At 59.8% G+C, this 24,599-nt stretch carries 26 protein-coding genes and 4 pseudogenes; 16 read left to right on the top strand and 14 right to left on the bottom strand.

Features of this window, described 5'->3' with window-relative positions; all coding sequences use genetic code 11:
- Positions 1–5: 5 nt before the first annotated feature.
- The 3 pseudogenes from ACA056_RS18560 to ACA056_RS18550 form a co-directional block, all read right to left on the bottom strand.
- Positions 6–317, bottom strand: a pseudogene (locus ACA056_RS18560) (MerR family transcriptional regulator); the annotation flags it as partial.
- 188 nt (positions 318–505) lie between these two features.
- Positions 506–1,788 (bottom strand): annotated as a pseudogene (locus tag ACA056_RS18555) (tyrosine-type recombinase/integrase).
- 294 nt (positions 1,789–2,082) lie between these two features.
- Positions 2,083–2,196 (bottom strand): annotated as a pseudogene (locus tag ACA056_RS18550) (integrase); the annotation flags it as partial.
- A 132-nt stretch (positions 2,197–2,328) separates the two neighbouring features.
- Between ACA056_RS18550 and ACA056_RS18545 the strand changes: the two are divergent.
- Both ACA056_RS18545 and ACA056_RS18540 read left to right on the top strand, forming a co-directional pair.
- On the top strand, positions 2,329–3,018 hold the full coding sequence (locus ACA056_RS18545; RefSeq protein WP_497266780.1) for an SGNH/GDSL hydrolase family protein: 690 nt from the start codon (positions 2,329–2,331) through the stop codon (positions 3,016–3,018).
- A 130-nt stretch (positions 3,019–3,148) separates the two neighbouring features.
- Entirely contained in the window at positions 3,149–3,364 is a 216-nt protein-coding gene (locus ACA056_RS18540; RefSeq protein WP_033061728.1) for a hypothetical protein, read from the top strand.
- Positions 3,365–3,501: 137 nt separating this feature from the next.
- Here ACA056_RS18540 and ACA056_RS18535 read toward each other — a convergent pair whose 3' ends face one another.
- Positions 3,502–4,203, bottom strand: a complete 702-nt coding sequence (locus ACA056_RS18535; RefSeq protein ID WP_497266778.1) for a glutathione S-transferase — start codon at positions 4,201–4,203, stop codon at positions 3,502–3,504.
- A 150-nt stretch (positions 4,204–4,353) separates the two neighbouring features.
- Here ACA056_RS18535 and ACA056_RS18530 point away from each other — a divergent pair, with 150 nt between their 5' ends.
- On the top strand, positions 4,354–4,917 hold the full coding sequence (locus ACA056_RS18530) for a TetR/AcrR family transcriptional regulator (protein WP_497266776.1): 564 nt from the start codon (positions 4,354–4,356) through the stop codon (positions 4,915–4,917).
- 59 nt (positions 4,918–4,976) lie between these two features.
- Here the strand turns inward: ACA056_RS18530 and ACA056_RS18525 are convergent, their stop codons facing one another.
- Both ACA056_RS18525 and ACA056_RS18520 read right to left on the bottom strand, forming a co-directional pair.
- Positions 4,977–5,261: a hypothetical protein gene (locus tag ACA056_RS18525; RefSeq protein ID WP_497266774.1), complete on the bottom strand. Its 285-nt coding sequence runs from the start codon at positions 5,259–5,261 to the stop codon at positions 4,977–4,979.
- A 191-nt stretch (positions 5,262–5,452) separates the two neighbouring features.
- Positions 5,453–5,965: a P-loop NTPase family protein gene (locus tag ACA056_RS18520; protein WP_497266772.1), complete on the bottom strand. Its 513-nt coding sequence runs from the start codon at positions 5,963–5,965 to the stop codon at positions 5,453–5,455.
- A gap of 68 nt (positions 5,966–6,033) precedes the next feature.
- On the opposite strand from ACA056_RS18520, the pseudogene ACA056_RS18515 reads away from it, so the two are divergent.
- From ACA056_RS18515 to ACA056_RS18485, 7 genes and pseudogenes are all read left to right on the top strand, one after another.
- Positions 6,034–6,195 (top strand): annotated as a pseudogene (locus ACA056_RS18515) (aldehyde dehydrogenase family protein); the annotation flags it as partial.
- A gap of 121 nt (positions 6,196–6,316) precedes the next feature.
- Positions 6,317–7,489, top strand: a complete 1,173-nt coding sequence (locus ACA056_RS18510; RefSeq protein WP_497266770.1) for an acyl-CoA dehydrogenase family protein — start codon at positions 6,317–6,319, stop codon at positions 7,487–7,489.
- Positions 7,486–8,679 carry an acyl-CoA dehydrogenase family protein gene (locus ACA056_RS18505; protein WP_497266768.1) on the top strand — a complete coding sequence of 398 codons (1,194 nt, stop codon included), beginning with the start codon at positions 7,486–7,488 and terminating at the stop codon, positions 8,677–8,679. The genes ACA056_RS18510 and ACA056_RS18505 overlap by 4 nt, the downstream gene beginning before the upstream one ends.
- Positions 8,680–8,693: 14 nt before the next feature.
- The gene (locus tag ACA056_RS18500) at positions 8,694–9,476 is read left to right on the top strand and encodes an SDR family oxidoreductase (protein ID WP_497266766.1); all 783 of its coding nucleotides are present in this window, start codon (positions 8,694–8,696) and stop codon (positions 9,474–9,476) included.
- 2 nt (positions 9,477–9,478) lie between these two features.
- The gene (locus ACA056_RS18495) at positions 9,479–9,937 is read left to right on the top strand and encodes a MaoC family dehydratase (RefSeq protein ID WP_497266764.1); all 459 of its coding nucleotides are present in this window, start codon (positions 9,479–9,481) and stop codon (positions 9,935–9,937) included.
- 31 nt (positions 9,938–9,968) lie between these two features.
- On the top strand, positions 9,969–11,171 hold the full coding sequence (locus ACA056_RS18490; RefSeq protein WP_497266762.1) for an acetyl-CoA C-acyltransferase: 1,203 nt from the start codon (positions 9,969–9,971) through the stop codon (positions 11,169–11,171).
- The gene (locus tag ACA056_RS18485) at positions 11,172–11,555 is read left to right on the top strand and encodes a steroid Delta-isomerase (RefSeq protein WP_497266760.1); all 384 of its coding nucleotides are present in this window, start codon (positions 11,172–11,174) and stop codon (positions 11,553–11,555) included.
- Between the two features lie 109 nt (positions 11,556–11,664).
- Here the strand turns inward: ACA056_RS18485 and ACA056_RS18480 are convergent, their stop codons facing one another.
- Positions 11,665–12,150, bottom strand: coding sequence for an SRPBCC family protein (locus tag ACA056_RS18480; protein ID WP_497266758.1), 486 nt, complete (start codon positions 12,148–12,150; stop codon positions 11,665–11,667).
- 17 nt (positions 12,151–12,167) lie between these two features.
- Positions 12,168–12,941, bottom strand: a complete 774-nt coding sequence (locus ACA056_RS18475; protein ID WP_497266756.1) for an SDR family oxidoreductase — start codon at positions 12,939–12,941, stop codon at positions 12,168–12,170.
- Positions 12,942–13,104: 163 nt separating this feature from the next.
- On the opposite strand from ACA056_RS18475, the gene ACA056_RS18470 reads away from it, so the two are divergent.
- Genes ACA056_RS18470 through dmpG form a run of 4 tightly spaced genes read left to right on the top strand, consistent with a single transcriptional unit; the run spans position 13,105 to position 16,710 of the window.
- Positions 13,105–13,947: an alpha/beta fold hydrolase gene (locus tag ACA056_RS18470; RefSeq protein WP_497266754.1), complete on the top strand. Its 843-nt coding sequence runs from the start codon at positions 13,105–13,107 to the stop codon at positions 13,945–13,947.
- Positions 13,944–14,735: a fumarylacetoacetate hydrolase family protein gene (locus ACA056_RS18465; RefSeq protein WP_497266752.1), complete on the top strand. Its 792-nt coding sequence runs from the start codon at positions 13,944–13,946 to the stop codon at positions 14,733–14,735. Before ACA056_RS18470 ends, ACA056_RS18465 begins: the two co-directional genes overlap by 4 nt.
- Before the next feature lie 18 nt (positions 14,736–14,753).
- Positions 14,754–15,662 (top strand): acetaldehyde dehydrogenase (acetylating), encoded by a 909-nt coding sequence (locus ACA056_RS18460; RefSeq protein WP_497266750.1) that lies wholly within the window; start codon positions 14,754–14,756, stop codon positions 15,660–15,662.
- 13 nt (positions 15,663–15,675) lie between these two features.
- Complete coding sequence (gene dmpG / locus ACA056_RS18455; protein ID WP_497266748.1) at positions 15,676–16,710, top strand: 4-hydroxy-2-oxovalerate aldolase; 1,035 nt, start codon at positions 15,676–15,678, stop codon at positions 16,708–16,710.
- Positions 16,711–16,764: 54 nt separating this feature from the next.
- Here dmpG and ACA056_RS18450 read toward each other — a convergent pair whose 3' ends face one another.
- The 4 genes from ACA056_RS18450 to ACA056_RS18435 form a co-directional block, all read right to left on the bottom strand.
- Positions 16,765–16,932: a hypothetical protein gene (locus tag ACA056_RS18450; RefSeq protein ID WP_497266746.1), complete on the bottom strand. Its 168-nt coding sequence runs from the start codon at positions 16,930–16,932 to the stop codon at positions 16,765–16,767.
- Between the two features lie 193 nt (positions 16,933–17,125).
- On the bottom strand, positions 17,126–17,674 hold the full coding sequence (nudE, locus tag ACA056_RS18445) for an ADP compounds hydrolase NudE (RefSeq protein ID WP_497266744.1): 549 nt from the start codon (positions 17,672–17,674) through the stop codon (positions 17,126–17,128).
- Positions 17,675–17,761: 87 nt separating this feature from the next.
- Positions 17,762–18,892, bottom strand: a complete 1,131-nt coding sequence (locus ACA056_RS18440) for a helix-turn-helix transcriptional regulator (protein ID WP_046054842.1) — start codon at positions 18,890–18,892, stop codon at positions 17,762–17,764.
- Positions 18,893–19,027: 135 nt separating this feature from the next.
- Entirely contained in the window at positions 19,028–20,071 is a 1,044-nt protein-coding gene (locus ACA056_RS18435) for a 3-ketosteroid-9-alpha-monooxygenase, oxygenase component (protein WP_497266742.1), read from the bottom strand.
- Positions 20,072–20,216: 145 nt separating this feature from the next.
- Here ACA056_RS18435 and ACA056_RS18430 point away from each other — a divergent pair, with 145 nt between their 5' ends.
- On the top strand, positions 20,217–21,056 hold the full coding sequence (locus ACA056_RS18430) for an SDR family NAD(P)-dependent oxidoreductase (protein WP_497266740.1): 840 nt from the start codon (positions 20,217–20,219) through the stop codon (positions 21,054–21,056).
- On the top strand, positions 21,043–21,981 hold the full coding sequence (gene lipP1, locus ACA056_RS18425; RefSeq protein ID WP_497266738.1) for a LipP1 family hormone-sensitive lipase: 939 nt from the start codon (positions 21,043–21,045) through the stop codon (positions 21,979–21,981). Before ACA056_RS18430 ends, lipP1 begins: the two co-directional genes overlap by 14 nt.
- A gap of 175 nt (positions 21,982–22,156) precedes the next feature.
- Here lipP1 and ACA056_RS18420 read toward each other — a convergent pair whose 3' ends face one another.
- Together ACA056_RS18420 and ACA056_RS18415 are read right to left on the bottom strand one after the other, a co-directional pair.
- The gene (locus ACA056_RS18420) at positions 22,157–23,134 is read right to left on the bottom strand and encodes a 5'/3'-nucleotidase SurE (RefSeq protein ID WP_497266736.1); all 978 of its coding nucleotides are present in this window, start codon (positions 23,132–23,134) and stop codon (positions 22,157–22,159) included.
- Positions 23,135–23,213: 79 nt separating this feature from the next.
- Positions 23,214–24,593, bottom strand: coding sequence for a DUF1329 domain-containing protein (locus ACA056_RS18415; protein WP_497266734.1), 1,380 nt, complete (start codon positions 24,591–24,593; stop codon positions 23,214–23,216).
- Positions 24,594–24,599 lie beyond the last annotated feature (6 nt).

Raw genomic sequence — 24,599 nt, 5'->3', positions numbered from 1 at the left:
ATCAAATGAAGGTCCAGCGCCTGTAACTCAGCGATTTTTTCTTTCACTTGCTGACGCTTGGCGTCGACGGCTTCGTTTGCCAGCGCCAAAGGAAAGGCTTTGAGCTTGTTTTTGGCGCTGATCAGGGGACTCATCTCTGCCAGTTTGAAACCGGCAATTTGTGCCCTACGAATGAGGTGGACGATCTCCAGATGGTGAGCGTTGTAGGTCCGGTATCGACCGTCACGTTCCGGCTCGTTTATCAAGCCCATCTGTTCATACAGTCGAATGGCTTTTGGTGTGCAGCCGGTCAACTCGGCGAGTCGTCCAATGAACATGCTTAAATTCCTTTTTTTAAATGCGTTAAATGCCTCGTACGTTTGATCGCCAGTCAGCCCGTAACCGTCACAACAGCTAGCAACAAAAGTTTAGCGTGAATCCGCACCTTGACGAGGGCGGGGGGATTTTTCCCGAATCCGACCCCGCTGATTACGAAACTGAGGGATTCAGTATTGACGAATTTGGCCTATGGGGGCGGCAGAGATCCAGTGGTGGCGTAGGCTGGAAAAGACATTATCGACTCGGTCGGTGGATGTTCGTAGGTTGAAGACAACACCGCGCTGAGTCGATCGCCCAACAGGTTCCAGGCACACGTCTTCTCTTCGGCATAATCGTGATGCACGTAGTGGCGCCTCACTCGAGAGCCCGCCAGCACATGGTTTTGACAGCTGTCGATGACGTCCAGGCTGACCCCCGAAGCCTGCATCGTGGTCGCACCCTTGCGGCGCAGGTCATGCGGCGTCCAGTCACCGTTTTGGCCGTCGGCAAGCACCAGCGTGTCGTCGTGACGCCGTCTTGAGAGTGCCTTGCGGTTTTTGAACCGGCTTTGACGTTCTCGCTGGGGAGGAACCAGGTCTGCCGGTCCAGATCGACATTTTTCCATTCGGCCTGCAGCAACTCGCCAATCCGGCACAGGGTGCCCAGGCTGATCCTGAGCGCGAGCTGCGTTTCCTTCTTTAGCGGCCGAATGCCGTCGTATTTTTGGCCGGCGGGGAGGGCGTTGTAATCGGTGGTCATTTGCTGGAAGCGGTTGTGCAGTTCCAACAGCTCAGCCGGGGAAAGGGTCCGGCTTCTTTCGGCCTCGTAGTCGGCAGGGATCAGGGGGGAGATGTCGACCAGTTCCGTCGGATCACCCTCAACCAATAACGCCCGCCAGGGTTGGCGCTTTCTGGCCCAACCGAACATTAGGGTTAGGTCGGCGAAGAAGCTGATGGCTTGCCGATGAGCGCCGCGGTTGAGCACGGCCCGGATCAGCGCCCGAACATCGTGTTCGGAAACATTGTTCACCGCTGTCTTGCCAAGTGCCGGGTATAGGTCCTTGTTAAAACGGCGCTAAAATTCAGCATTGCCATCTTTCCGTGCCACGCCATCCAACAGCCACACCTTGGCCAGATCTTAGACGGTCAGCGTTTGCACCTTCGTCGTTTTTACTTGTTCGGCCTCTACGTTAGCCGCGGCGTATGCCTGTGCCTTGGCGGTTTTCTTGTGTTCGTTGGGGTTGATCTGCTCATCAATGAGCGCGCGGGCCTGGTTGTGTGCCTTGCGGATGCCCGTCAGGGGTTTGCGCGGCCAGGAGCCACAGGAGTACTCTTTGTTCTGGTCGCCCCAGCGATAACGATAGAAAAAGCTGACTGACACACCGTCCTTACGCACGGAGATTCGACCGGCGAGATTACCATCCTCTCTGAGGATCCGGCCGGCATCGTTGGCAGTCAGCGACTCGAGTTCTTTGATGGTGATTTTGGCCATAAAATAGGTTTCCCCTACTTTTACCCCCACAAAAACGTCGGCTCTTGATGGACGTTGCTGGACTCTCGTAGAGCAGAACATCGCTGGAGCTCAAGTAAATACTGGCTTAGAAAAATCCAGAGTAATATTGTGGAAGCTTTCAAGAAGTACGAAAAAGGAGATGGGGTGCTAGGGGTCGAGTGTTCGAATCACTCCGTCCCGACCATATTTCCTTAGTAGAATCAGACACTTAAGCCGATCATCTAGATCGGCTTTTTTGTGCCTGCGCAAAACCCGCGCAAAACTGGCGCAAAACTACCCGGTGATTTCGCTGATATTCAGGTCCGGAATCGCCTCGGAGCAGACGATTTTCTCGTGGTTCCGCTGGTAGTTTTTGGTCATGCCCTCGCTCGCATGACCAGCGATTTCTGCCCATCCATTCCGGACAATGACCGAGACATTCTCGCCCGCACCTTACGGGGTGAGGGCCCAATGCCACCTGTGGACGCTTCAAGCTCACAGGTTCATCCTTGCCACCTGTGAAAAGATCGGGACAGTTGAATGAATGGTTTGTGGGCCAAGGCTCTGTTTGCTGGAATGTTACTTTCGTTAAGCGCGGCCAGCTTTGCTGGTCAGGAAAGCGATCTCTATTCAAACCTTGATGCTGGCAAGGCGCAGACCGTCGTAGCTTATGGTACGAGCTTGACGGCCTTTGGCGCCTGGGTGCAGCAGCTTGGGGATGATCTGAATCAGCGTTACCCTGGACGTGCCACGGTTATAAATAGTGGCAAAGGTTCGATGTGGTCGGGATGGGGTGTTGAAAATCTCGAAAGTCGAGTTATCTCCAAAAGCCCGGACACGGTGTTTATCGAATTCGCGATCAACGACGCTTTCCTTCCCAACAAAACCACTGTCGAACAAGCGCGGAAAAACCTCGAGCTAATGATTGACCGGATCAAGGCTGCCAAGTCATCGACGGAGATCATTTTAATGGTGACGAATCCAGTGGTTGGAGGCTCTGGAGTGCAGAGACCGAAGTTAAGGGATTACTTCCAGATGTACCGGGATGTCGCAAAAGCCAGGGGACTTCGTCTGATCGACAATTATCCAAGGTGGGAGGCGGTCTTGAAATCAAATCCCGACCTGTTTAATCAGTATGTTGCGGATGGATTGCACCCAAATGCTGATGGATATCGCGCAGTGGTGACTCCGTCATTGATTGAAAATTTGAGTGGCGCCTCGCCAAATTGACCTGAACTTCTTGTACCGGTGCAGTGACAGCGCCCACACTTCATGAAAGCCCGGCATCTCTTCCTCCTTCCATCCTTTGTAGCGCTAACAATTGAAAGACAGAGCAAATGCCCTGCAGAAGGGTTACTGAATGCCGAAGAAAAAAACGGAAAGTAAAGTAGCAGCGACGGCTACTGCTCATGAAATTGAGCACGCCATCCAAGCCCTGAACAGAATGGCTGAACGCCTTTGGGGAGATGGTCGAGAGATCGAGGCGAAAGCCCTCCTTGACGCCCTGGATTCTCTAAACAGGGCACTGGACCGGATCAGGATTGGCGAAAGCCGCAGGGTTGTGACTCTTCATTGAAGACCGCGACGATCGTTTCAACAAAAAAGTGAATTAGCGGGTGGAAGTGACCGGCGCACTAGGTCGCGCCGGTCGTTACCAGTGCCAGTTAAAAACTGTTGCCTATGTGGATGAGCCATACCCAGATGCATTCTTTCTCAGTTTTTTGGCTCGCCTTGTTTCACCATCGCGCGCCATTCCTGGACGCTTGATCGTTCGTTCATTCTGGCATGCCATGCATGCAATGCTTCACACTCATCAGGTATAGGCAGTTTCACCAGCGAGGCGAAAATCATGCCGCCCAGTACCGCAATGTCAGCCATCGAAAATGCATTGCCCGCCACAAAAGGCTGATTTTTCAGCACGCTGTTGAAATAGTGCATCCCCCTGACGGCCTTGTCCCGCATCCGCTCACCCCATTCAGGGTTCTGAGAAAGCTCGACGTCCGGCCCAAGCCCCGGCGTTGCGTGATGGAAGTACGCGCTGACAGCGTCCAGAAATTCAATTTCCGCACGCTTGGTCATCATATGGATGATGCCTTTCTCAGTGGGCGTATTACCGGTGAGCACAGGGTTGTCATCCAGAACATCCAGGTACTGAGTGATAGCGGTGCACTCCGCGATGAGCGTACCGTCGGCCAACTCCAGGACGGGAAGTGTTCCGGAGTAGTTGATGGCTAGAAACGCTGGTTTCTTGTGCTCGCCTGTCCATAGATTGATCGGTACAAACTCGATCCGGGACAGCAGGCCTTTCTCTGCTAACGCAATTCGGACCCGCGCCGGGTAGGGGCCGTTGTACCAGTCGTAAATTTTCATCATCGGGAATTTCGACGCGTCGGAGTGTTGCTGCTGAAAAGTCATGATTTTTTTACCTGCCTGTCAAGTGGTAGGTAGAGATTGGGCGCTTGTTTCTGTGCTGTCAACAACTACCTACCAATTGGCAGGTTGTGACATATGCGAGTAACATCGCGCCAAATGACCACGCCAATCAAAGAACCGAGGAATGAAAACGTGAGCGAAAATGCCCGGGAAGCCATATTGGAAGCCGCCAAAGGGGCCGCTCAAACCCACGGCTACAGTGGGATCAATTTCCGAAGCATTGCTGATGCGGTGGGGATCAAGAACGCAAGCATCTATTACCATTTCTCGAGCAAGGCCGACCTCGGCGCCGCAGTAGCCAGACGATACCGGGAGGACACTGCCGGTGTTCTGGAAGCCCTGCGCGGTGAAAACCCCGATCCGATTCGCTGCCTGCAGGCGTACCCGAGCATCTTTCGAACATCTCTGGAAGACGGCAACAGGCTGTGCTTGTTCAGCTTCATGGCTGCGGAACACCAGGACTTGCCCGAGGAGGTGAAGAGTGAAGTGCTGGCGTTTGCAGACCTCAATGTGGCGTGGCTGACGAAAGTCCTCTCTGATACCGGCCTGGGAAGCATTGAAGTGTGCGAGCGACGTTCCCGCGCCATTTATACCGCCGTTGCTGGCGCTCAATTGATTGCCCGAACTCGCTTCGATATCGGTTTATTCGACGAACTTGTTCAGAGCTATCAAGAGGCGGGACTCCTTCCGACATAACTGGCTTAACGCGTCATGGTGGGCCGTTTCGGCGATCATCGCGTCTCGCGGATGCGGCATCAGCTCGCCGAACACCGCACCACTGCCTTCCGACGGTTGGACTTTTCCTCGAGTTGGATGGCGAAATCCATGGCCTCTCGGTAGTTGAAACGGTAGGCCCAGGTCTTGCCAGTGTATCGCTCGATGACCTGGAAGATGCCGAGCTGCAGGGTCACCACCTGGAAGCGAACACCGCGGCGCGACTTCTGTCGATTAGTGCGCCGGAAGAAATCGATGCGTGCTGTCTTGGAGTGGACGAGTAGGGCGCCGAGCTCATCAATGCGCTGCAGAAAGGATGGATGCATGTCTGATCCTCAAAGTTGGGAGCATGTATTCGTAAGCACTCGTGCCGCTAGCTGTTTGTCTATGGATGCAGTGGTAGTGCTGACGGATAACGGTAGTCGTAAAAAAGCAACATCGACACCTGACTCTTCTTTAGGCGACACACGGGCTTCTTCGCGAACCCGAGGGTTTTCTCTCAAAACCCTTGCCGGGCCTAGGGCAAGCTATCGAGAAATGCGGCAATCTGCCGGGTACCGCGCAAGTGCACCGTAGAAATTTGCGGGCCTATGGCCAGGCGCACCGCCTCGATACCTGGGCGATAGCCACGATCGAAAGTCCACACGAAGTTCAGAAAGGTCAGGAACGCCCGGTCGAGCTTTTCTGTACAGCCTGCTGCAAGGTCAGGGCGAGGGCGGTTCATTACGCTGCGCATGATCACCCGGGTGAAGCAGGTGAGCCGCGACGTATCGAGCCAGATGATCAGGTCGGTACGGGGCAGGCGAAGGTCGAAGGTTCGCCGCGCATAGTTGCCTTCACAAATCCAGGCATCCGGTGCGACCGCTTCGCGGACCCGTGTGCGGAACTGCTCAGCGTCGGGTTCGACCCAGCCGGGCTCCCAGAACAACGTGTCCAGGTGCACCACGGGCAGACTCAATCGCTTGCCGAGGGCGCGGGCGAGGGTGGACTTGCCGCTACCGGCATTGCCCAGAATTACAATCCGTTGCATGAGGACTTCCTGTCGCAAAAAAGCCGCCGATTGTGCAGGTTTTGGATGGACAGTTAAAGGCTGATGGATGGGTCAACTGCTCGCAACCGACCTTCGTGGAAGCGCCTTGGGGCGGCTACAAGCAGAGCGGTATTGGCCGCGAGCTGGGTGAGTGGGGCTACAACAACTACCTCGAAATCAAGCAGATCACTCGATACAACGGCGGGGCGTGGGGTTGGTATTTGAGCTGAGGCATCGCCCATTCAGACTAGGCAGCCCTGACGATTCTCTCGTGTGCCGCTGGCACCAAACTCGAAGGCCAGAGGGGTGTCGCTTCATGCGTGCCCCGCCTAACGAGCAGAAGGCGCCGCGATGGAGTTTGCATTCAGCGACGAACAGGAAATGATCCGCGCATCGGCCGAGGGCTTTCTCGCCGATGTCTCGGATTCTGCCGCCGTGCGAGCGGCGATGGTCAGCGAGCGAGGTTTTGACGAGGCGCTCTGGCAGCGCCTGTGCCGCGACATGTACTGGCCGGCGATTCATATTCCCGAAGCGTACGGCGGCCTGGGACTGGGCTTTGTCGAACTGTCGATTTTGCTGGAACAGATGGGCCGGCGCTTGCTGTGTTCGCCGTTCTTCGCCACCGCCTGCATGGCCACACCCGCGCTGTTGCTGGCCGCCAACGAACAACAAAAACAACGCTGGCTGCCGTTGATCGCCGACGGCAGCCTCACCGCTACGCTGGCCTTCAGCAGCGCCAACGGCTGGGCTGCCCAAGATATTCAGGCCACGGTGGTGACCGAGGGCGAGGGTTTTGTGCTTGATGGAACCCTCAAACATGTCCTCGACGGGCACAGCGCTGACCTCTTGATCATCGCCGCACGGGTTCCCGGATCGACCGGCGAGGTGGGCATCAGCCTGTTCGCCGTGGACGCGGACCGGGCAGGGATCGAGCGTCAAATGTTGCCGACCATGGACCAGACCCGTCGTCAGGCACGGGTTCAGCTCAAGGGGCTGTACCTCAGCGCTGACTGCCTGCTCGGTGAGTTCGGCGCGGGCTGGCCGCATCTTGAGCGAGTCCTGCAACTGGCTTGCATCGGTCTGGCTGCCGAACAGACTGGTGGCGCGCAGCAGGTGCTCGACCTGAGCGTTGCCTATATGCAGGAACGCCAGCAATTCGGTCGACCCATCGCCAGTTTCCAGGCGCTCAAACACCGTGCCGCCGACATGATGCTGCAGGTCGAATGTGCACGTTCGGCCAGTTATTACGCGGCCTGCGTGGCCCAGGACGTCCTCGATCCTGAAGGCGATCCGCAGGTGGCCGCCGAGCTGCCGCTGGCGGCGGCGCTGGCCAAGGCGCAGTGCTCCGAAACCTATTTCCACTGCGCGTCCGAGTCGATCCAGTTGCACGGCGGCGTTGGTTTCACCTGGGAATACGATCCGCACCTCTACTTCAAACGCGCTCGCGCCAGCGAAAGCTTTCTCGGCGCACCTGCCTGGCATCGAGAGCGCATTGCCGTGGCGATTCTTGGGGAGCAACCATGAAAATCAGTTTCAGCGAACAGGACGAGCGCTTCCGTCAGGAAGTAGCCGACTGGTTGAGCGTGAACCTGTGCGGTGAATTCGAGCCCCTGCGTTTTCGCGGCGGCCCGGGTGACGAACATATGTTTCCCGAGGAACGCAAAGCCTGGGAACGCAAACTCGCCGAGGGCGGCTGGACGTGTGTGGGCTGGGCGCCGGAGCACGGTGGGCGTGGTCTGTCGATCAGCCAGCAAGTGATTTTCCACGAAGAGTACGCCCGCGCTGGCGGGCCGGGGCGCATGGGGCATATCGGCGAAGGGCTGGCCGGACCGACCATTGCCGCGTTTGGCACTGCCGAGCAGCAACAGCGCTTTCTGCCGGGCATCGTCAACGGCACGTCCTTCTGGTGCCAAGGCTATTCCGAACCGGGGGCCGGGTCCGACCTGGCCAACGTCAAGACCCGCGCGGTGCTTGATGAAGCCAACGGCACTTGGGTGATCAACGGACAAAAAGTCTGGACCTCCCTGGCCCATGAGTCGGACTGGTGTTTTGTGATCGCCCGCACCGAGCCCGGCAGCGTCGGTCATCGCGGTTTGTCCTTCCTGCTGGTGCCCATGGCTCAGGCCGAGATTAGCGTGCGCCCGATCGAGCAACTGACCGGCACCTCGGAGTTCAATGAAGTGTTCTTCGACAACGCCCGAACCGATGCCGCGAACATCGTCGGCTTGCCGGGCGAGGGCTGGAAGATCGCCATGGCGTTGCTCGGTTTCGAGCGCGGGGTATCGACCCTCGGCCAGCAGATGCAATTTCACAATGAACTGAACGAAGTCATCGCCATCGCCCGGGCCAATGGCGCCGCGCGCGACCCGATCCTGCGCCAGCGCCTGGCCGAAGCCTGGAGCGGGCTGCGGATCATGCGCTACAACTCGCTGCGCATGCTGTCCGGGGCGCAGGACGGTTCGCTGCGCAAGGAAGCGACCATCTACAAACTGTTCTGGTCCACCTGGCACGCCAGCCTCGGCAAGCTGGCGATGGACGTCCTCGGCGCCGAGGCCGAAGCGCTGGAGGCCGCGCCTTACCAACTCACCCGTTTGCAATCGCTGTACCTGTTCAGTCGCGCCGACACCCTCTACGGCGGCAGCAACGAGATCCAGCGCAACATCATCGCCGAGCGCGCCCTGGGAATGCCCAAAGAACCGCGCTTGCCTACCTGACCAAGGAGTTTTCCATGTCTGTTCCTCACTATGTTGCAGGTCACGGCCTGTTGCGTGACAAGTCGGTACTGATCACGGCCGCGGCCGGGGCCGGTATCGGTTTTTCCGCGGCGGTGCGTGCCGCCGAGGAGGGTTGCCGCGCCTTGATGATCAGCGATATCCATGAAGGCCGGCTGAGCGACGCGGTGTTGAAAATTCGCGAAACGACCGGTCTGCAACAGGTCTTCGGTCAGGTCTGCAATGTCGCTGATGAAGCTCAGGTTCAACAGCTGATTGCCTGCGCCGAGCGTGATCTGCAGGGCGTCGATGTGCTGATCAACAACGCCGGTCTTGGTGGTTCACGGCTGCTGGTGGACATGACGGACGAGGAGTGGAGCCGGGTCCTCGATGTGACGCTCACCGGCACCATGCGCATGACCCGTGCGATGTTGCCGCAGATGATCGAGCGGCGTGCCGGGGTCATCGTCAACAACGCTTCGGTGCTGGGCTGGCGGGCGCAGAAAGAGCAGTCGCACTACGCCGCGGCCAAGGCCGGAGTCATGGCGTTGACCCGTTGCGCCGCGGTCGAGGCCGCCGACTACGGGATCCGCATCAACGCGGTGAGCCCGAGCATTGCGTTGCACGATTTCCTGCGTAAGTCCGCCCCTCAGGCGGTGCTTGATCAGCTCGCCGCCAACGAAGCGTTTGGCCGTGCCGCCGAGGTCTGGGAAGTGGCCAACGTGATGATGTTTCTGGCCAGCGACTACAGCTCCTACATGACCGGCGAAGTGTTGTCGGTGTCCAGTCAGAGGGCTTGAACATGCCACGTATTTTCGATACGCCCTTCGCCTTGCACGATGCCGTGGGAGAGGTGCTGGGCGTCAGCGACTGGCTGGTGCTTGCGCAGGACCGCATCGACCGGTTCGCCGAGGCGACCGGTGATCACCAGTGGATTCACGTCGATCCCGTCAAGGCAGCCAGCGGTCCTTTCGGCGCCTGCATCGCCCATGGTTATTTGAGCCTGGCGTTGGTCAATCTGTTTCTACCGCAGATCGTCGAGGTGCGCGGCATTGCCATGGGTGTCAATTATGGCTGCGAGCGGGTGCGCTTCCCCGCGGTGGTGCGTGTTGGCTCGCGGGTGCGCGGCAGTGCGCAATTGATGGCGGTCGAGGAGGTCAAGGGCGGCGTTCAGGCGACCATTCGCGTCAGCGTCGAAATCGACGGCGAGGAGCGTCCCGGCTGTGTGGTCGACACCATCAGCCGTTACTACCCCGCGTGAACCCTTTAGCAGAACATTCGAGGAAACCAGCATGAAAGAAGCCGTCATCGTTTCGACCGCCCGTACCCCGATCGGCAAAGCCTTTCGCGGTGCATTCAATGACACCGACGCCCCGCAGCTCGGCGGCCATGTGGTGCGCGAAGCCGTGCGTCGCGCCGGCATCGAGCCGGGCGAAGTGGACGATGTGATCATCGGCGCGGCGGCGCAGCAGGGCACGCAGTCTTATAACTTGGGGCGTCTGTGCGCGATTGCCGGCGGCTTGCCGACCTCCGTCGCCGGGATGGCGGTCGAGCGCCAGTGTTCATCGGGGCTGATGAGCATCGCCATGGCCGCGAAAGGGATCATGTGCGACGAAATCGACATTGCCGTGGCCGGAGGCCTGGAGTCGATTTCGCTGGTGCAGAACAAGCACAAGAACCTGTACCGCAATCAGTCTGGCTCGGTGATCGAGCTGGATCCGCACGCTTATATCCCAATGATCGAAACCGGCGAGATCGTCTCCGCACGCTACGGCATTTCCCGCGAGGAACAGGACGAATACAGCTATCAGAGCCAGGTGCGTACCGCGCTGGCCCAGAGTAATGGATTGTTCGACCGTGAACTCGCGCCGCTGACCAGCCGCAAGGCGATCTTCGACAAGGCCAGTGGCGAAACCCGCTTTGAGACCGTCACCTTGCTGCGCGACGAGTGCAACCGCATCGACACCACCCGCGAAAGCCTGAGTGCGCTGGAACCGGTGTGGCCGGGCGGTCAGTGGAGTGAAAAGGGCCGTTTCATCACGGCCGGCAACGCCTCGCAACTATCCGACGGTGCTTCGGCCTCGGTGTTGATGAGTGCCAAATTGGCCGAGAAGCGTGGCTTGGAGCCGCTGGGGATTTATCGCGGGATGGCGGTCGCTGGCTGCAACTCCGACGAGATGGGCATCGGCCCGGTCTATGCCATTCCGAAACTGCTCAAGCGCCATGGACTGACCGTGGACCACATTGGCCTCTGGGAGTTGAACGAGGCGTTCGCCTGTCAGGTGCTGTATTGCCGCGACACCCTGGGCATTCCCGCTGAACGCATGAACGTCAACGGCGGTGCAATTTCCGTGGGCCATCCTTTCGGCATGTCTGGTGCGCGGATGGTCGGTCACGCGTTGGTCGAGGGGCAACGCCGCGGTTTGCGTTACGTGGTGGTGAGTATGTGCATCGGCGGCGGTATGGGTGCCGCCGCACTGTTCGAGGTGGTCTGAATGGTCAGTGCACAACAGATTCAAGCGACCATGGCGCGTTATGTGGAATGGGTGGACGCCGGTGACATCGACGCGATTGTCGCGCTCTACGCCCAGGATGCGGTGGTCGAAGACCCGGTCGGCAAGCCGCCGATTCAGGGGCTTGTCGCCATCGAACGTTTCTACCGTGAAGGGCTGAGTGCGAGCAACGTCTCGGCGACCCTGACCGGCCCGGTTCGAGCGACGCTCAACGGTTGTGGGGCGATGCCGTTTCGGGTCGATATGGAATGGGCCGGGCAACCGTGTTCGCTACATGTGATCGATGTGATGGAGTTCGATGCGCACGGCAAGATCCGCTCGATGAAAGCCTATTGGAGTGAGGTCAACATGGGCCCACTGCCCTGAGACGATTCCCTGTAGGAGCTGGCGCAGCCTGCGATCTTTTGATCTTGATCTGGTCGGTGACGCAGATATCGCCAAGATCGCAGCCTGCGGCAGCTCCTACAGTGACCGGTTATACCCCGAGCGCTTGGGAATATTCCGCATTCTGCGTCTGCCCGCTTTCGTAGTACGCCTTTAGATTCTCGGCAATCTGGCGCACGACGTTGTTGAACGCCTTGGCCAGCAGCATTTCCATCAGCCTGCCACCGCGCAGGCTGTAGCTCATTTGGGTGGTGATGCGTGTCGCGTCGCCCTCGGCCTGCAAGGCATAACTGAAGCTGGCCTCGCGGAACGGAAAGGGCGCGCCGCTACTGGCGCGGTGCAGAATCAGTACGAAACCCGCACCTTCCTGCCATTGCACCACGCTCTCATCCAGCCACTGCCCCCCCTTGCGGAACACCCGGCGACTGGCGCCAACCCCTTCATGTGCGCCGGGATGAAACTGGCAACCGGTCAGGCCCGGCACGTAATGCGGGGCGAGGCTCAGGTCGCGCAGTTTGTCCCATGCGGCTTGTGGGGTGAGGTCAAGCAGGACGCTATAGCTGGCAATCGCGGGCATGCTGGAATTCCTCTTGTTCAATTGGATTGTGCCGCATCGAGAAACGCCGGGCGTTCACCACCGCCGTGCACGGTGATGTTCGCGCCGCTGACATAACGTGCCAGTGTTGATGCCAGGTACAGACAGGTATCGCCGATGTCTTCCGGAGCCGCCAGGCGTTGCAGCGGGATGGTCGCTGCCACCCGGGCAATGCCCACCTGATCGCCATAATGCATGGCCGCCTGCTCGGTGAGAATCAACCCGGCTGTCACAGCATTGACCCGCACTTTGGGTGCCCATTCCACGGCCAGCGAGCCGGTCAGGTTCAACAGCCCGGCCTTGGCCGCACCATAAGCGGCAGTGCCCGGCGAGGGACGGGTCGCGCTGACGCTGCAAATATTGATGATTGCGCCACCGTCGGTTTGCGCCTGCATCACCTGATTGGCTTGCTGACAGAGATTCAGCGGCGCCAACAGGTTAAGGCGGATGATCGCTTCGCTAAAGCGCGGCGAGGCACTGGCCGCGTCGGCATTCGGTGAGCCGCCGGCATTGTTGACCAATACATCGAGGCGACCGAAACGCTCGACGATACTGTCGATCAACCGCCCGGACTGCTCGACATCCCGCAGGTCGCAGGGCAGAAACAGCGCCTCGCGCCCAGCGCTGGCAGGCAGGGTGTCCGGCGTTTCGCGACCGCAGATCACCACTTCGGCACCACAGTCGAGAAAACGCTGACTGATGCCGCGACCGACTCCTTTGCCACCGCCGGTGACCAGTACCACTTTGCCGCGAAAGTCCATCGGATCAAGCATGGGATGCCTCGTTCTGTCGCTCGGGAATGCTGTCGATGCTAGGTCCACAGCCTGAGCCGGCCAACGTCCGAAAAGACTAGGGCAGCGTAGTCCTGTCGGACGATGTTGTTTGCCCGGGCGCTCGGAATAATCCGGCGACAACAACAGGCCGGGAGGACACCTTATGAGCGCATCAGCGCAAGGGCACTTCGTTACGCTGCCGGAAGGTTTGCAGCTGCACTACTTGGATATCGGCGGGCAGGACATCGGCAGCGGCGAGCCGGTGATTTTCATTCACGGCAGCGGGCCGGGCGCCAGCGGTCACAGCAACTTCAAGCAGAACTACCCGGTGTTTGCCGCGGCAGGCTACCGCACCATCGTCCCCGACCTGCCGGGTTATGGCGCATCGGATAAACCCGACACCCTCTACACCCTGGACTTCTTTGTCGCCGCTTTGAGCGGTTTGCTCGATGCCCTGGACATCCAGCGATGCGTGCTGGTCGGCAATTCTCTGGGCGGTGCGATCGCGATCAAACTGGCCCTCGACCAGCCGCAGCGGGTCAGCCGGCTGGTGCTGATGGCGCCCGGCGGCCTGATGGAAAAAGAACAGTATTACTTGCAGATGGAAGGCATCCAGAAAATGGGTGCGGCCTTCGCCAAGGGTGAACTGCACGATGCGGGCGGAATGCGCCGGCTGCTGGCGCTGCAACTGTTCGATGAGTCCTTGATCAGCGATGAAACGGTCAATGAGCGGGTAGCCGTGGTGCGACAGCAGCCGGTCTGCGTGCTGTCGACCATGCAAGTGCCGAACATGACCTCACGCCTCGGCGAGTTGCAGTGTCCGATCCTCGGTTTCTGGGGCATGAACGACAAATTCTGCCCGGTGTCTGGCGCGCAAACGATGATGCAACACTGCCAGAACATTCGCTTTGTACTGCTCAGCGAATGCGGGCATTGGGTGATGGTCGAGCACCGTGAACTGTTCAACCGCGAGTGCCTGGCGTTCTTTGAGGAGGCTCGCTCATGAGTGAACAACTGCGCCATCAATTCGGCGAAGAGCTGTATCAGGCGCTGCTGAGCGGCACCACCCTGGCACCGCTGACCGAGCGCTGGCCATCGATCAGCATCGAAGACGCCTACCATATTTCCCTCTACAGCATCGAACGCCGGGTAGCTGCCGGGGACGAGATTGTCGGCAAGAAAATCGGAGTAACGTCGGCGGCGGTCCAGCAAATGCTCAACGTGCATCAGCCGGATTTCGGCTTCATCACCCGGCAGATGTCGTTCGCCAATGACGCGCAAATCTCCCTGTCCGCCAACAAGCTGATCCAGCCCCGCGCCGAGGGCGAGATTGCCTTCAAGCTCAAGCACGATCTGATCGGCCCGGGTGTTACCGAAGCCGACGTGCTGGAAGCGACCGAATACGTGATGCCGTGCTTCGAGATAGTCGACTCACGGATTCATGACTGGCGGATCCGCATACAAGACACCGTCGCCGACAACGCCTCTTGCGGTGTGTTCGTGCTGGGCGATGTTCAGGTCGATCCACGGACGCTGGATTTGCCCAACTTGCGCATGCGCGTATTTAAGAATGGCGAGCCTCTCAGTGAAGGCCTGGGCTCGGCGGTGCAGGGCAATCCGCTGACGGCCGTGGCCTGGCTGGCCAACACCCTGGGTGCTTTCGGTATTCCGTTCAAGGCCGGAGAAACCATTCTCTCAGGCTCTTTGGTGCCGCTGGAGCCTGCGCGTGCGGGCGACCTTTTTTCTCTGACCATTGATGGCCTGGGCAGTGCCCGGGTGTCCTTTTGCGCCTGACCTGTGGGGTTTAACCGGATGAGCAAGAAACTCAGAGCGGCCATTATCGGCCCGGGCAATATCGGCACTGACCTGCTGATGAAAATGTATCGATCGGAATGGATCGAGCCGGTCTGGATGGTCGGCGTCGACCCCCAATCCGAGGGCCTTAAACGCGCCCGTGAATTGGGCGTGAAAACCACAGCCGAGGGCGTCGACGGGCTGCTGCCCCATGTGCTCGACGATGATATTCGCATCGCCTTCGATGCCACGTCGGCTTATGTACACGCGGAAAACAGCCGCAAGCTCAACGAACTGGGGGTGATCATGATTGATCTCACGCCCGCGGCCATCGGCCCGTTCTGCGTGCCTCCGGTCAATCTCAAGGAGCATGCTTTGAGTCTGGCGATGAACGTCAACATGGTGACTTGCGGTGGCCAGGCGACCATTCCGATGGTCGCGGCAGTGTCGCGGGTCCAGTCGGTGAGTTACGGCGAGATCGTCGCCACCGTGTCCTCCGGTTCGGTCGGCCCGGGCACTCGCCAGAACATCGACGAATTCACCCGCACCACGGCCGGTGCGGTGGAGAAGATCGGCGGCGCCCGACGCGGCAAGGCAATCATCGTCATCAACCCGGCCGAGCCACCGCTGATGATGCGCGACACCATCCACTGCCTGACGGATGACGAACCGAATCAGGACGCCATTCGCACCTCGGTGTTGCAGATGGTCAAGGAAGTGCAGCGCTATGTTCCCGGCTACAAGCTGATCAATGGCCCGGTGTTCGATGGGCACAAGGTGTCTATTTTCATCGAAGTCGAAGGCCTCGGCGACTTCCTGCCAAAGTCCGCCGGCAACCTCGACATCATGACCGCTGCGGGGCTGCGTACCGCCGAGATGTTCGCCGAAGAAGCCCACAAGGGCACCCTGCAACTGCCCGTCCGTTGAGTGGAGAATTGCCATGAATTTGCAAGGTAAGAGCGTCCGTCTGCACGACATGAGCCTGCGCGACGGCATGCATGCCAAACAGCATCAAATCAGTCTGGAACAGATGATCTCGGTAGCGACCGGTCTCGATGCAGCTGGCGTGCCGCTGATCGAAATCACCCACGGCGATGGCCTGGGCGGTGCGTCGCTGAACTACGGTTTCCCCGCCCACAGCGACGAGGAATACTTCGCGGCGGTGATCCCGCGGATGAAACAGGCCAAGGTCTCGGCGCTGTTGTTGCCGGGTATCGGCACCCTCGATCATTTGAGAATGGCCCATGAACACGGGGTGTCGACCATTCGTGTGGCCACCCACTGCACCGAGGCGGATGTCTCCGGCCAGCACATCGGCATGTCAGCGAAGATGGGCCTGGATACCGTCGGCTTTCTGATGATGGCGCACATGGTCAGCGCGGAAAAACTGCTGGAGCAGGCGCGGTTGATGGAGAGTTATGGGGCCAACTGCATTTACTGCACTGACTCGGCTGGCTACATGCTGCCTGATGAAGTCACTGAGAAAATCGCTGCATTGCGAGCCGGGCTGAATGCCGGGACGGAAGTCGGTTTTCACGGTCACCACAACATGGGCATGGCGATTGCCAATTCCCTTGCCGCGATCGAGGCGGGCGCCGCACGTATCGACGGTTCGGTGGCGGGGCTGGGCGCAGGGGCGGGCAATACGCCGCTCGAAGTGTTTGTCGCGGTGCTTGAGCGGATGGGCGTCAACAGTGGCATCGACCTGTACCGGATCATGGACGTTGCCGAGGACCTGGTGGTGCCGATGATGGACCAGCCGATCCGCCTCGACCGCGATGCCCTGACCCTGGGTTACGCCGGGGTCTACAGTTCGTTCCTGTTGTTCGCCAAACGTGCCGAGCAAAAGTACGGCATTGCCGCACGTGAGCTGCTGGTGGAATTGGGTCGACGCGGCACCGTCGGCGGTCAGGAGGACATGATCGAAGACCTGGCGCTGACCCTGTCACGTTCGCGGGGAGTCTTGCCAACCTGATCTGGCGACAGCAAAAAAAAGCCACCGGCCTTGCTTGCAGGCCCGGTGGTTTTTTTATGGGAGCAGATTACGCACCAGCGGGGGATAGCAATTGATGGCACTGGTCGAGCAACTTAAGTACGCGGTGGTCGGTCGGTAGGCTTCATTCTTGAAGCGCTGACACAGGCTGGCAGTGCTGCCGGCGCAGACGATGATGAACAGGGCACAGGTGGCTTTTCGCATAGCGAGCCTCGACACGGGTTTTATTGTTGTAGAGGCAAGGTATTGCGGCTGGCGGAACGTGGCTTCGTCCGAATGGACTATACAGACCCCCCTGTGGGAGCGAGCTTGCTCGCGATGGCGGTGTGTCAGGCGACATCGATGTTGAATGTGCCGCCCTCATCGCGAGCAAGCTCGCTCCCACAGGTTTTGCGTGTCAGCCGCGTCGGGCCAATGCCCCCATGGCCATGAACAGTGCAGCAATGGCCCGCGCTTCGTTGAGTTCGCCGCGGGCCACCAGGTCGGGGATCTGCGCCAGCGGCACGCGCAGGCATTCCAGCGGTTCGGGCTCGTCGCCGACCAGTTGGCAGGGACTCAACTGTTCGGCCAGCACCACCCGGTAGCGATGGCACAGGTGACCCGGTGCCAGGGTCAGTTCGCCCAGTTCGCTGAGGCGTGCGGCGCGCATCCCGACTTCTTCGCAGAGTTCGCGTTGCGCCGCTTGCAGATAGTCTTCATGGGGTTCTGCACCGCCCTTGGGCAGGCCGAGCACGGTCTTTTCGACACCGACTGCATATTCACGGACCAGCAACACATGCAGCGGATCGGGCATCGCCACCAGCATCACCGAACGATAACCGGTGCCGCGCAGCCGCTCGTAAACCCGCTGCTGGCCGTTGCTGAATTGCAGGTGCAAAGCTTCGATCTGAAAATAGCCGCTTTCAGCCAGCAATTCAGTCTTGAGGATGGTTGGACAGTTGCGCATGGTCAGGCCCCTGGTTGGGATGAAGCCACTGTGCGCCGTGCCGGGATGGCCGCCATCGTCCGAGCGGACGAGGGCGGAGGTTGAACGCTAACCGAGGGTCGCCACGCTGCGCAGGATTAGCCGCACGAGCATGGTCTGGCGGGTCACGCCGGTCTTGGAGAAGGTTGACCGCAGGTGTGCCCGCGAGGTGTTGCGGCTGATGCCCAGCTCTTCGGAGGCTTCGTCGAGGGTCAAGCCGTTGGCCAACAACATGGCCAGTTGAGTTTCTGCCGGGGTGAAGTCGAACAGCGCGCGGACGATCTCCTGTGGCGCGGTGGACTGTTGCTCTGGGTCGCTGATGAAAATCACCACGGTGGGGCATTGTTTGCCTTCGCTCCAGTCCGACAACGGCACCGAGCGCACGATGATCCCCAGGTCCGCTCGCCCGGACGGCCGTTGCACGCGCAGGGCTTCGACCACCGACGGGTTGCTGCTTTTTTGCGAGAGCAGCGATTGTTTCACCAACCGCCGAAACTCTTGAGTGTCTCGCGCGGTGCCGACTTGCAGGCCGTCGTTGACCAGTTTGATGCCGTCCTTTTCCTGGATCAGCCGATCGGCGACCTGGTTGGTTTGCAGCACTTTGCCAGCCTCGTCGAGGATGATCGTACCGACCGCCAACTGATTCACCGCGCCGGCGTAGAGGTTGCGCTCGGCTTCGATGCGATTGAGCTGCATGTGGATCTTGATTGAGCGTTCCAGGTGCGGGATGAAGTGCGTCAGCAAGGCTTTCTCTTCGTTGCCGAAGGCCTTGTCATCGCGTCCGCGACTGATGCGGATACGGCATTGGGCGCCGTCGCAGGTGTTGATGTCGGCGCCGAGGATGTGGAACACATCCACCGGTTCGAGGAAATTCTTGTAGAACTCCGAGTGCTGCCAATCGTCGTTGGACACGAACTCGGCGAGGGTCACCACCTGGCGGTTGGGCAGGTCGACAAACGGGTCGAGGGTAAAAAAGTGTTTGTTATACGACGCGGTCGCCTCGGTCGACGTACCGGTGGTGTTGACCATCAAGCCATCCACATGCGCGCTGGGCGGACGCAGGATGAAGGTCACGTACTTGCTTTCCAGGTACACGTTGAGCTGGTTGAGGAAGGTCGCCCAGGGAATGGTTTCCAGCGGTCCCTGATAGAGGTTGCCGATCAAATCACTGAACGTATCGAGGCTGAGGCTCTGCTGCATAGGGAAAACCGTTCTTATTATTAGCGTTGGCGGTGGCCGAGAATAAGCGCCGATATCGACTCCTTGCAACGCTCGGGCTCAAGGCCTGACGGGCGGCTGCCAGTCAGGCGCAGGGAGCGCGAAAGGCCGCTGTGTTCAGGCCCGTTCGCTGGCGCGCACGACGAACCGTTTTTGCTCCAGCACGTCGGCCGAGAGCGCCGCGACGTCGGTGTAGAACTGCTCGTACCAGCGGCGCAACTGATAGACCGGGCCATCGCCGTCACACAGCAGCGGGTTGTCGACGCGGGTCTTGCTGTGCCAGATGGTTACGTCTTCGTAGAAGGCTGCCTGAGCCTGCTGCACATAGGCCTTGGCCATCGCCTGATTCTGTTCTTCGCTCAGCCCCGGGATCTTTTTCACCCGCACGCCGTAGCGCAGGGTGAAGCTGTCGAGGTCGATCGGCACATGGCAGTTGAGCAGGATCGAATGGATCGGCTGGCCGTTCATCGCGCCGGTCATATCGGTGATCTGATAGGCGGGGCCGTAGTAGGTGGCCACGGTGCTCAACGCGCTGTCGCCGGACAAACGCTCACTGCGGGCGCTCATGATCTGGGTGGCCAGGTGACCTTCGAAGACGTTACTGAACGCCTCGACGGGTGCGCCATGCACTGTACCGAAGTGCGCCATATCGGCGATGTTGTCGATCAGTTCGCGGCAATTGGTGCCGATCTGCAATTCGGCGACTTCCCATGCGGCCCACTCGTCACTGAAGCAGGCGTCAATGCGCGGGATGCGTTGCTCTGGGAGCGGCGGGTTGCCTTCCGGATCATTCCAGACGAACAGCAGCTGGTTTTCTTCCATGAGTGGCCAGCTTTTGAGCCGGGCCCGTGGCGGAATGCGTTTGGCGTAAGGAATGTCATCGCAGACACCATCGGCACCCCAGCGCCAGGCGTGGAACGGGCAGCGAATCGAGTTGCCTTCAACGCAACCGGTGCTGAGGTCGGCGCCCATATGCGGGCAGTAACCATCCAGAATATGCAGCTCGCCGTCATCGCCTTGAAAGGCCACCAACCGGGTGCCGAACACCTCCAGACGATGGGCCTTGCCGTCGCGGTATTGGGCGGCCAGACCCAGACAATGCCAGCCACGGGCGTAGCGGTCCTCCAGCAGTTTGGCTTCGATGCGGTGCAAGGTACTCATCTTATTATTCTCCCAGGGTTCACGGGCTTGGCGCCTGTCACGGATTCTGCCTCCCCTGTAGAAGCGGGCATCGTCTGAATGGACGATGGCCGGTTTACGTCCGCCCGCTCTACTGACGCCATTGGACCCAGTGCAGGAGTTGGCGATGAGCAATGAACAAGGGCCGGTTGCGGTGATTACCGGGGCCGCCAGTGGTATTGGCCGGGGTTTGGCCGAGCATGCGGCAAGGCTAGGGATGCGCCTGGTGCTGGCCGATCTCGATGGGCCGGGGCTGCAAGCGCTGTGCGATGAACTGCAGACGGGCGGTGCGCAGGCGATCGCTTGCGTCACGGATGTTGGCGATCTGGCGCAAGTCGAGCGCTTGCGCGATATCGCCCTCGAGCACTTTGGCGGGGTTGATCTGCTGTTCAACAACGCCGGAGTGATGCAGACCGGCTACAGCTGGGAAATCACTGCGCAGCAATGGCAACGGATGCTCAACGTCAACCTCAGCGGTGTGATCAATGGCATTCGCAGTTTCGTGCCGCTGTTTTTGCGCCAGGGGCGGGCGGCCCATGTGATCAACACGGCGTCCCTCGCGGGCTTGCTCAGCAGCCCGTTGATGGCGCCTTACAACGTGACCAAACAGGCCGTGGTCGCACTCTCGGAAACCCTGCACTACGAATTGAGCATGCTCGGTGTGCCGGTATCGGTCTCGGTGGTGTGCCCAGGGCCGGTGGCCAGTGAAATCATGGCGTCGAATCAAGTGGTGGACGCGGCCGGTTCGTCATTCAGTCAATTGCTCGACAGCAGCATCCGCCAAGGCATGACGCCGAGCGAACTGGCGGAGCAGGTGTTCGCCGCCATCGCCGAAAAACGCTTCTGGGTCTTCCCTCACAAAGGTTTCAAACCGGCTCTGGAGCGACGTATGCAAAGCATCCTGGAAGAAACCAATCCGCAGTTTCAAATGACCGATGTAGAGGGAGATGCCCATGCCGCTCGATAAGCAGATCGCCGCAGTGCTCCAGCAATTTCGCGACCTGCCGGAACCCGACTTCAGTCAGCTCGATGCCAAGCAATATCGGCAGTTTTGCGACAACCTGCTACCCGCCATCCCCGGCGACCCGATGATCGAAGTGCGTCACCTGCGGGTCGCCGGCGCGGCGGGCGAACTGGATGCGCGGCTGTATCGGCCACTGGAGCAGGACAACCTGCCGCTGCTGGTGTTCTTTCACGGAGGCGGTTTTGTCATGGGCAACCTCGACACCCATGACAACCTCTGCCGTTCACTCGCCAGCCTGACGGAGGCGGTGGTGGTGGCGGTCGCCTACCGACTGGCGCCGGAAAACAAATTCCCGGCGGCACCACTCGATTGTTTTGCAGCCACGTGCTGGTTGGTCGAGCACGCGTCTGAACTGGGCGTCGATGGCAATCGGCTGGGCTTGGTCGGGGACAGTGCCGGGGGCAACCTGGCGCTCGCCGTGAGTCGGCTGGCGGCGCAACGTCAGGGGCCGAAAATCAGTTATCAATGCCTGTTTTACCCGGTCACCGACGCCCGTTGCGACAGTCAGTCTTATGAGGATTTTGCCGAGGGCTATTTTCTCTCCGGTGCGATGATGTACTGGTTTTGGCAGCAGTACCTGCAGGATGCCGATCAGGGGGATGATCCCTTGGCCTCGCCGTTGCGCGCCGACCGGTTGTCGGACTTGCCGCCGACCACCCTGATCAGCGCCGAGTTTGATCCTTTGCGGGATGAGGGCGAGGCGTTTGCCTTGCGTCTGCGGGAAGCCGGCGTGTCGGTGCGCGTGGAGCGCTGCGAGGGCATGATTCACGGGTTTATCAGCATGGCGCCGTTTGTCGAGCGCGCTGCGCAAGCCTTGTCCGATGCCGCGGCAGACCTGCGCAGGGCGCTATCTGGAGCGAACACATAACCTGTGGGAGTGAGCTTGCTCCCACAAGGGATTTAGGGTGTTCACAGGCTTTGTGTTTTCCGACGATCAACTGTGGGAGCGAGCCTGCTCGCGAAAGCGGAGTTACCCGCGACATAGATGTTGAATGTGCCGGCCTCTTCGCGAGCAAGCCCGCTCCCACAGGTTTTGCGCTGTCTCAAGGTTTAACGTCTCGCAACATTTCCTTCGCCTGATCCTGCCCCGCACCCGGTGCACTCATGTTGCCGTCGATCACGGTGATCACCGCATGCCCCTGCCACAACTGATACGCATCGGCCTGTTGCTGGGCGGCCGTTGGTGTCGGCGGGGCCACCAGGTTGACGTGAACCACGCCGTCGGCGCCGCGTTGGGAGGTGAAGTTCACCCGGTCCCAATTGCCGATCGGGGCAAAGCTCACGCCTTTGACCTCACTGGCCGCCAGCGCCGGGTAATTGATATTCAACCCGCTGACACCCGGCAAACCGAGCACATTCAATTCGCAGCCGGCTTTGTTTTTTTCGCAGGCCTGTTTGGCTTGAGCACCCGCGAGACTCGCCTGCTCGATAACCTTCACCGCAAACCGGGCGGTGTCGTCCATGGCGCCGAGGGTTTTGCGGTAGCCGGCCTGTTGGTCGCGGATGATCAGGTCCATGTCGATGGCCGTCGACACCGCCACCGCCGGAATGCCCTTGAACATTGCGCGGACCGCTGCGTTCAAGGTGCCGGACATTTGCGTCAGCGGGCCGACGTTTTCACCAAAATTACTGCCCGACACCACCAGGTCTGGCGGATTGCCTTTGAGCAGCACGTCCAGGCCAACATTGACTGCATCCACCGGGGTGCCGATGGCGGAAGTCTTGCCTGGGGGCGGGGTGTAGCCCTCGGGTGGGCCGACGCAAAATTTGCCTGGTGCCAACTCGGTCACTGCCAACGCCTGCCCGGGCACGACCACGCTGGCTGCGCTGATGCCACTGCTGTCGTTCAATGGACCCACGAGGGTCACCTGATGCCCGGCGGCGGTCAGCGCGCGGTACATCGCATCGATGCCGGGTGCCCGACAACCGTCGTCGTTGGTCAGCAGGATGTTCAGGGCATTGGCCTGCATCGACAGGCTGACGCTGGCCATGGCGATGACGCCAGTGAGCAATTTATTCATGGGGGAGTTTTCCGTGAAATGAGCGAGTTCAAAAAAGCACAACGCCCCGACCGAGTAAATCGGTCAGGGCGCAGAGGGTTTAGCGAGTGCCGAGTTTGCGCAGGTTGCCGGGGGTGAATTCGTCTTCAGTGAAGGCGGTGGCGTTGAGCTTGGCGGGCTTTTGATCGATCAACATTCGGTCAACCAGATACGAACCGGCGATCAGGTCATGGTAGATCCCGAGGCGAGCGTGGTAGCGCTGCAGTTCGTAGGCGTAGATCGAGGTCTGCATGTTGGTGCGCCAAAGCTCGCCGCGGCTGTCGTAGTTGTCGGCCAGGGTCGCGGCCCAGGAGTCCTCGTCCAGATACATCACACGCTTGGCGTAAACATGCCGGGCGCCTTCTTTAAGTGTTGCCTGCAAGACCCAGACGCGGTGCTTTTCATAGCGCATGTACTGCGGATCGATGTGGCCGGTGGTGGCCAGAATCTGGTCGGTGCTCACGCTCGGATCGTCGATCTTGTAGTTGTGGTACGGGATGTAGATTTCTTTCTTGCCGACGATGGTCCAGTTGTAGCGATCCGGTGCACCGTTGAACAAACGGTCTTCGTCATACACCCGGAAGCCGCCGGCACCGCTCGGTGAGTCATAGCCTACGGTTGGCGCGCGACGTACCCGACGTTGCCCCGGGCTGTACTGCCAGGCCTGGCGAGGGGAGGCGGTCGGGTTGATGAACTCGTGACCGACGACAATCTCGCCTTTCTTGCGCACCGGCTCCAGGGTGGTGATCAGGAAGTTGGTGAGAATGCCGTTGGCGCTCTCCAGGTTTTTATTCGGGCTGGACCAGATCGAGAAGATCTTGTAATTGACCTCTTCGAGGACGCGTTCCTTGTTGGAATAGACCACCGCCTGCCCGTAGTTGGCCTCTTCGGTATTGGCGCGTCCGGCCAGCGTATGGTTGAACATCAACTCGCTACCGTTCTTGGGAATCGGGAACGGCGAGGCGCCCCAGGCGTTTTGCGTGTCGTTGTTGTCGTTGGCCAGTTCGGCACTGACCGCGTTTTTCTTGACGAGGTCTTCCAGGCGCTGATCGAAACGGAAGTCGCGATGGCTCGGGTACACCGGAATGTTGAAGGTCGCGGGGTAGCGTTTAAGCAACGCTTTTTGGCCATCGGTGAGGTTGTCGGCGTACTTGTCCATGTTCTGCGCGTTGATCACGAACATTGGCTTTTCTGCCGCGTACGGGTCCGGGTACGGCGTACCGGGGCCCGCGTATTTGAGCTGCGGCGGCAAGCCGCGCCATTTTCCGGTCCAGGCCGGGATGCTGCCGTCGGCGTTGCCCGTTTTCTCGGCCCCCATAGGGGTCAGGTCCTGACCCAGGCGTGCGGCTTCTTCATTGCTGATCTTGGCCTGAACCAGGCCACTGCCGAGCAGGCTGACGGCCAACGCCGTGCCCAACAATGTGTGGGTAAATCTAGACATGCTGTG

The organism is Pseudomonas sp. LBUM1666 (genome assembly GCF_059695775.1).
This window is presented reverse-complemented; position numbering and strand designations above follow the sequence as displayed.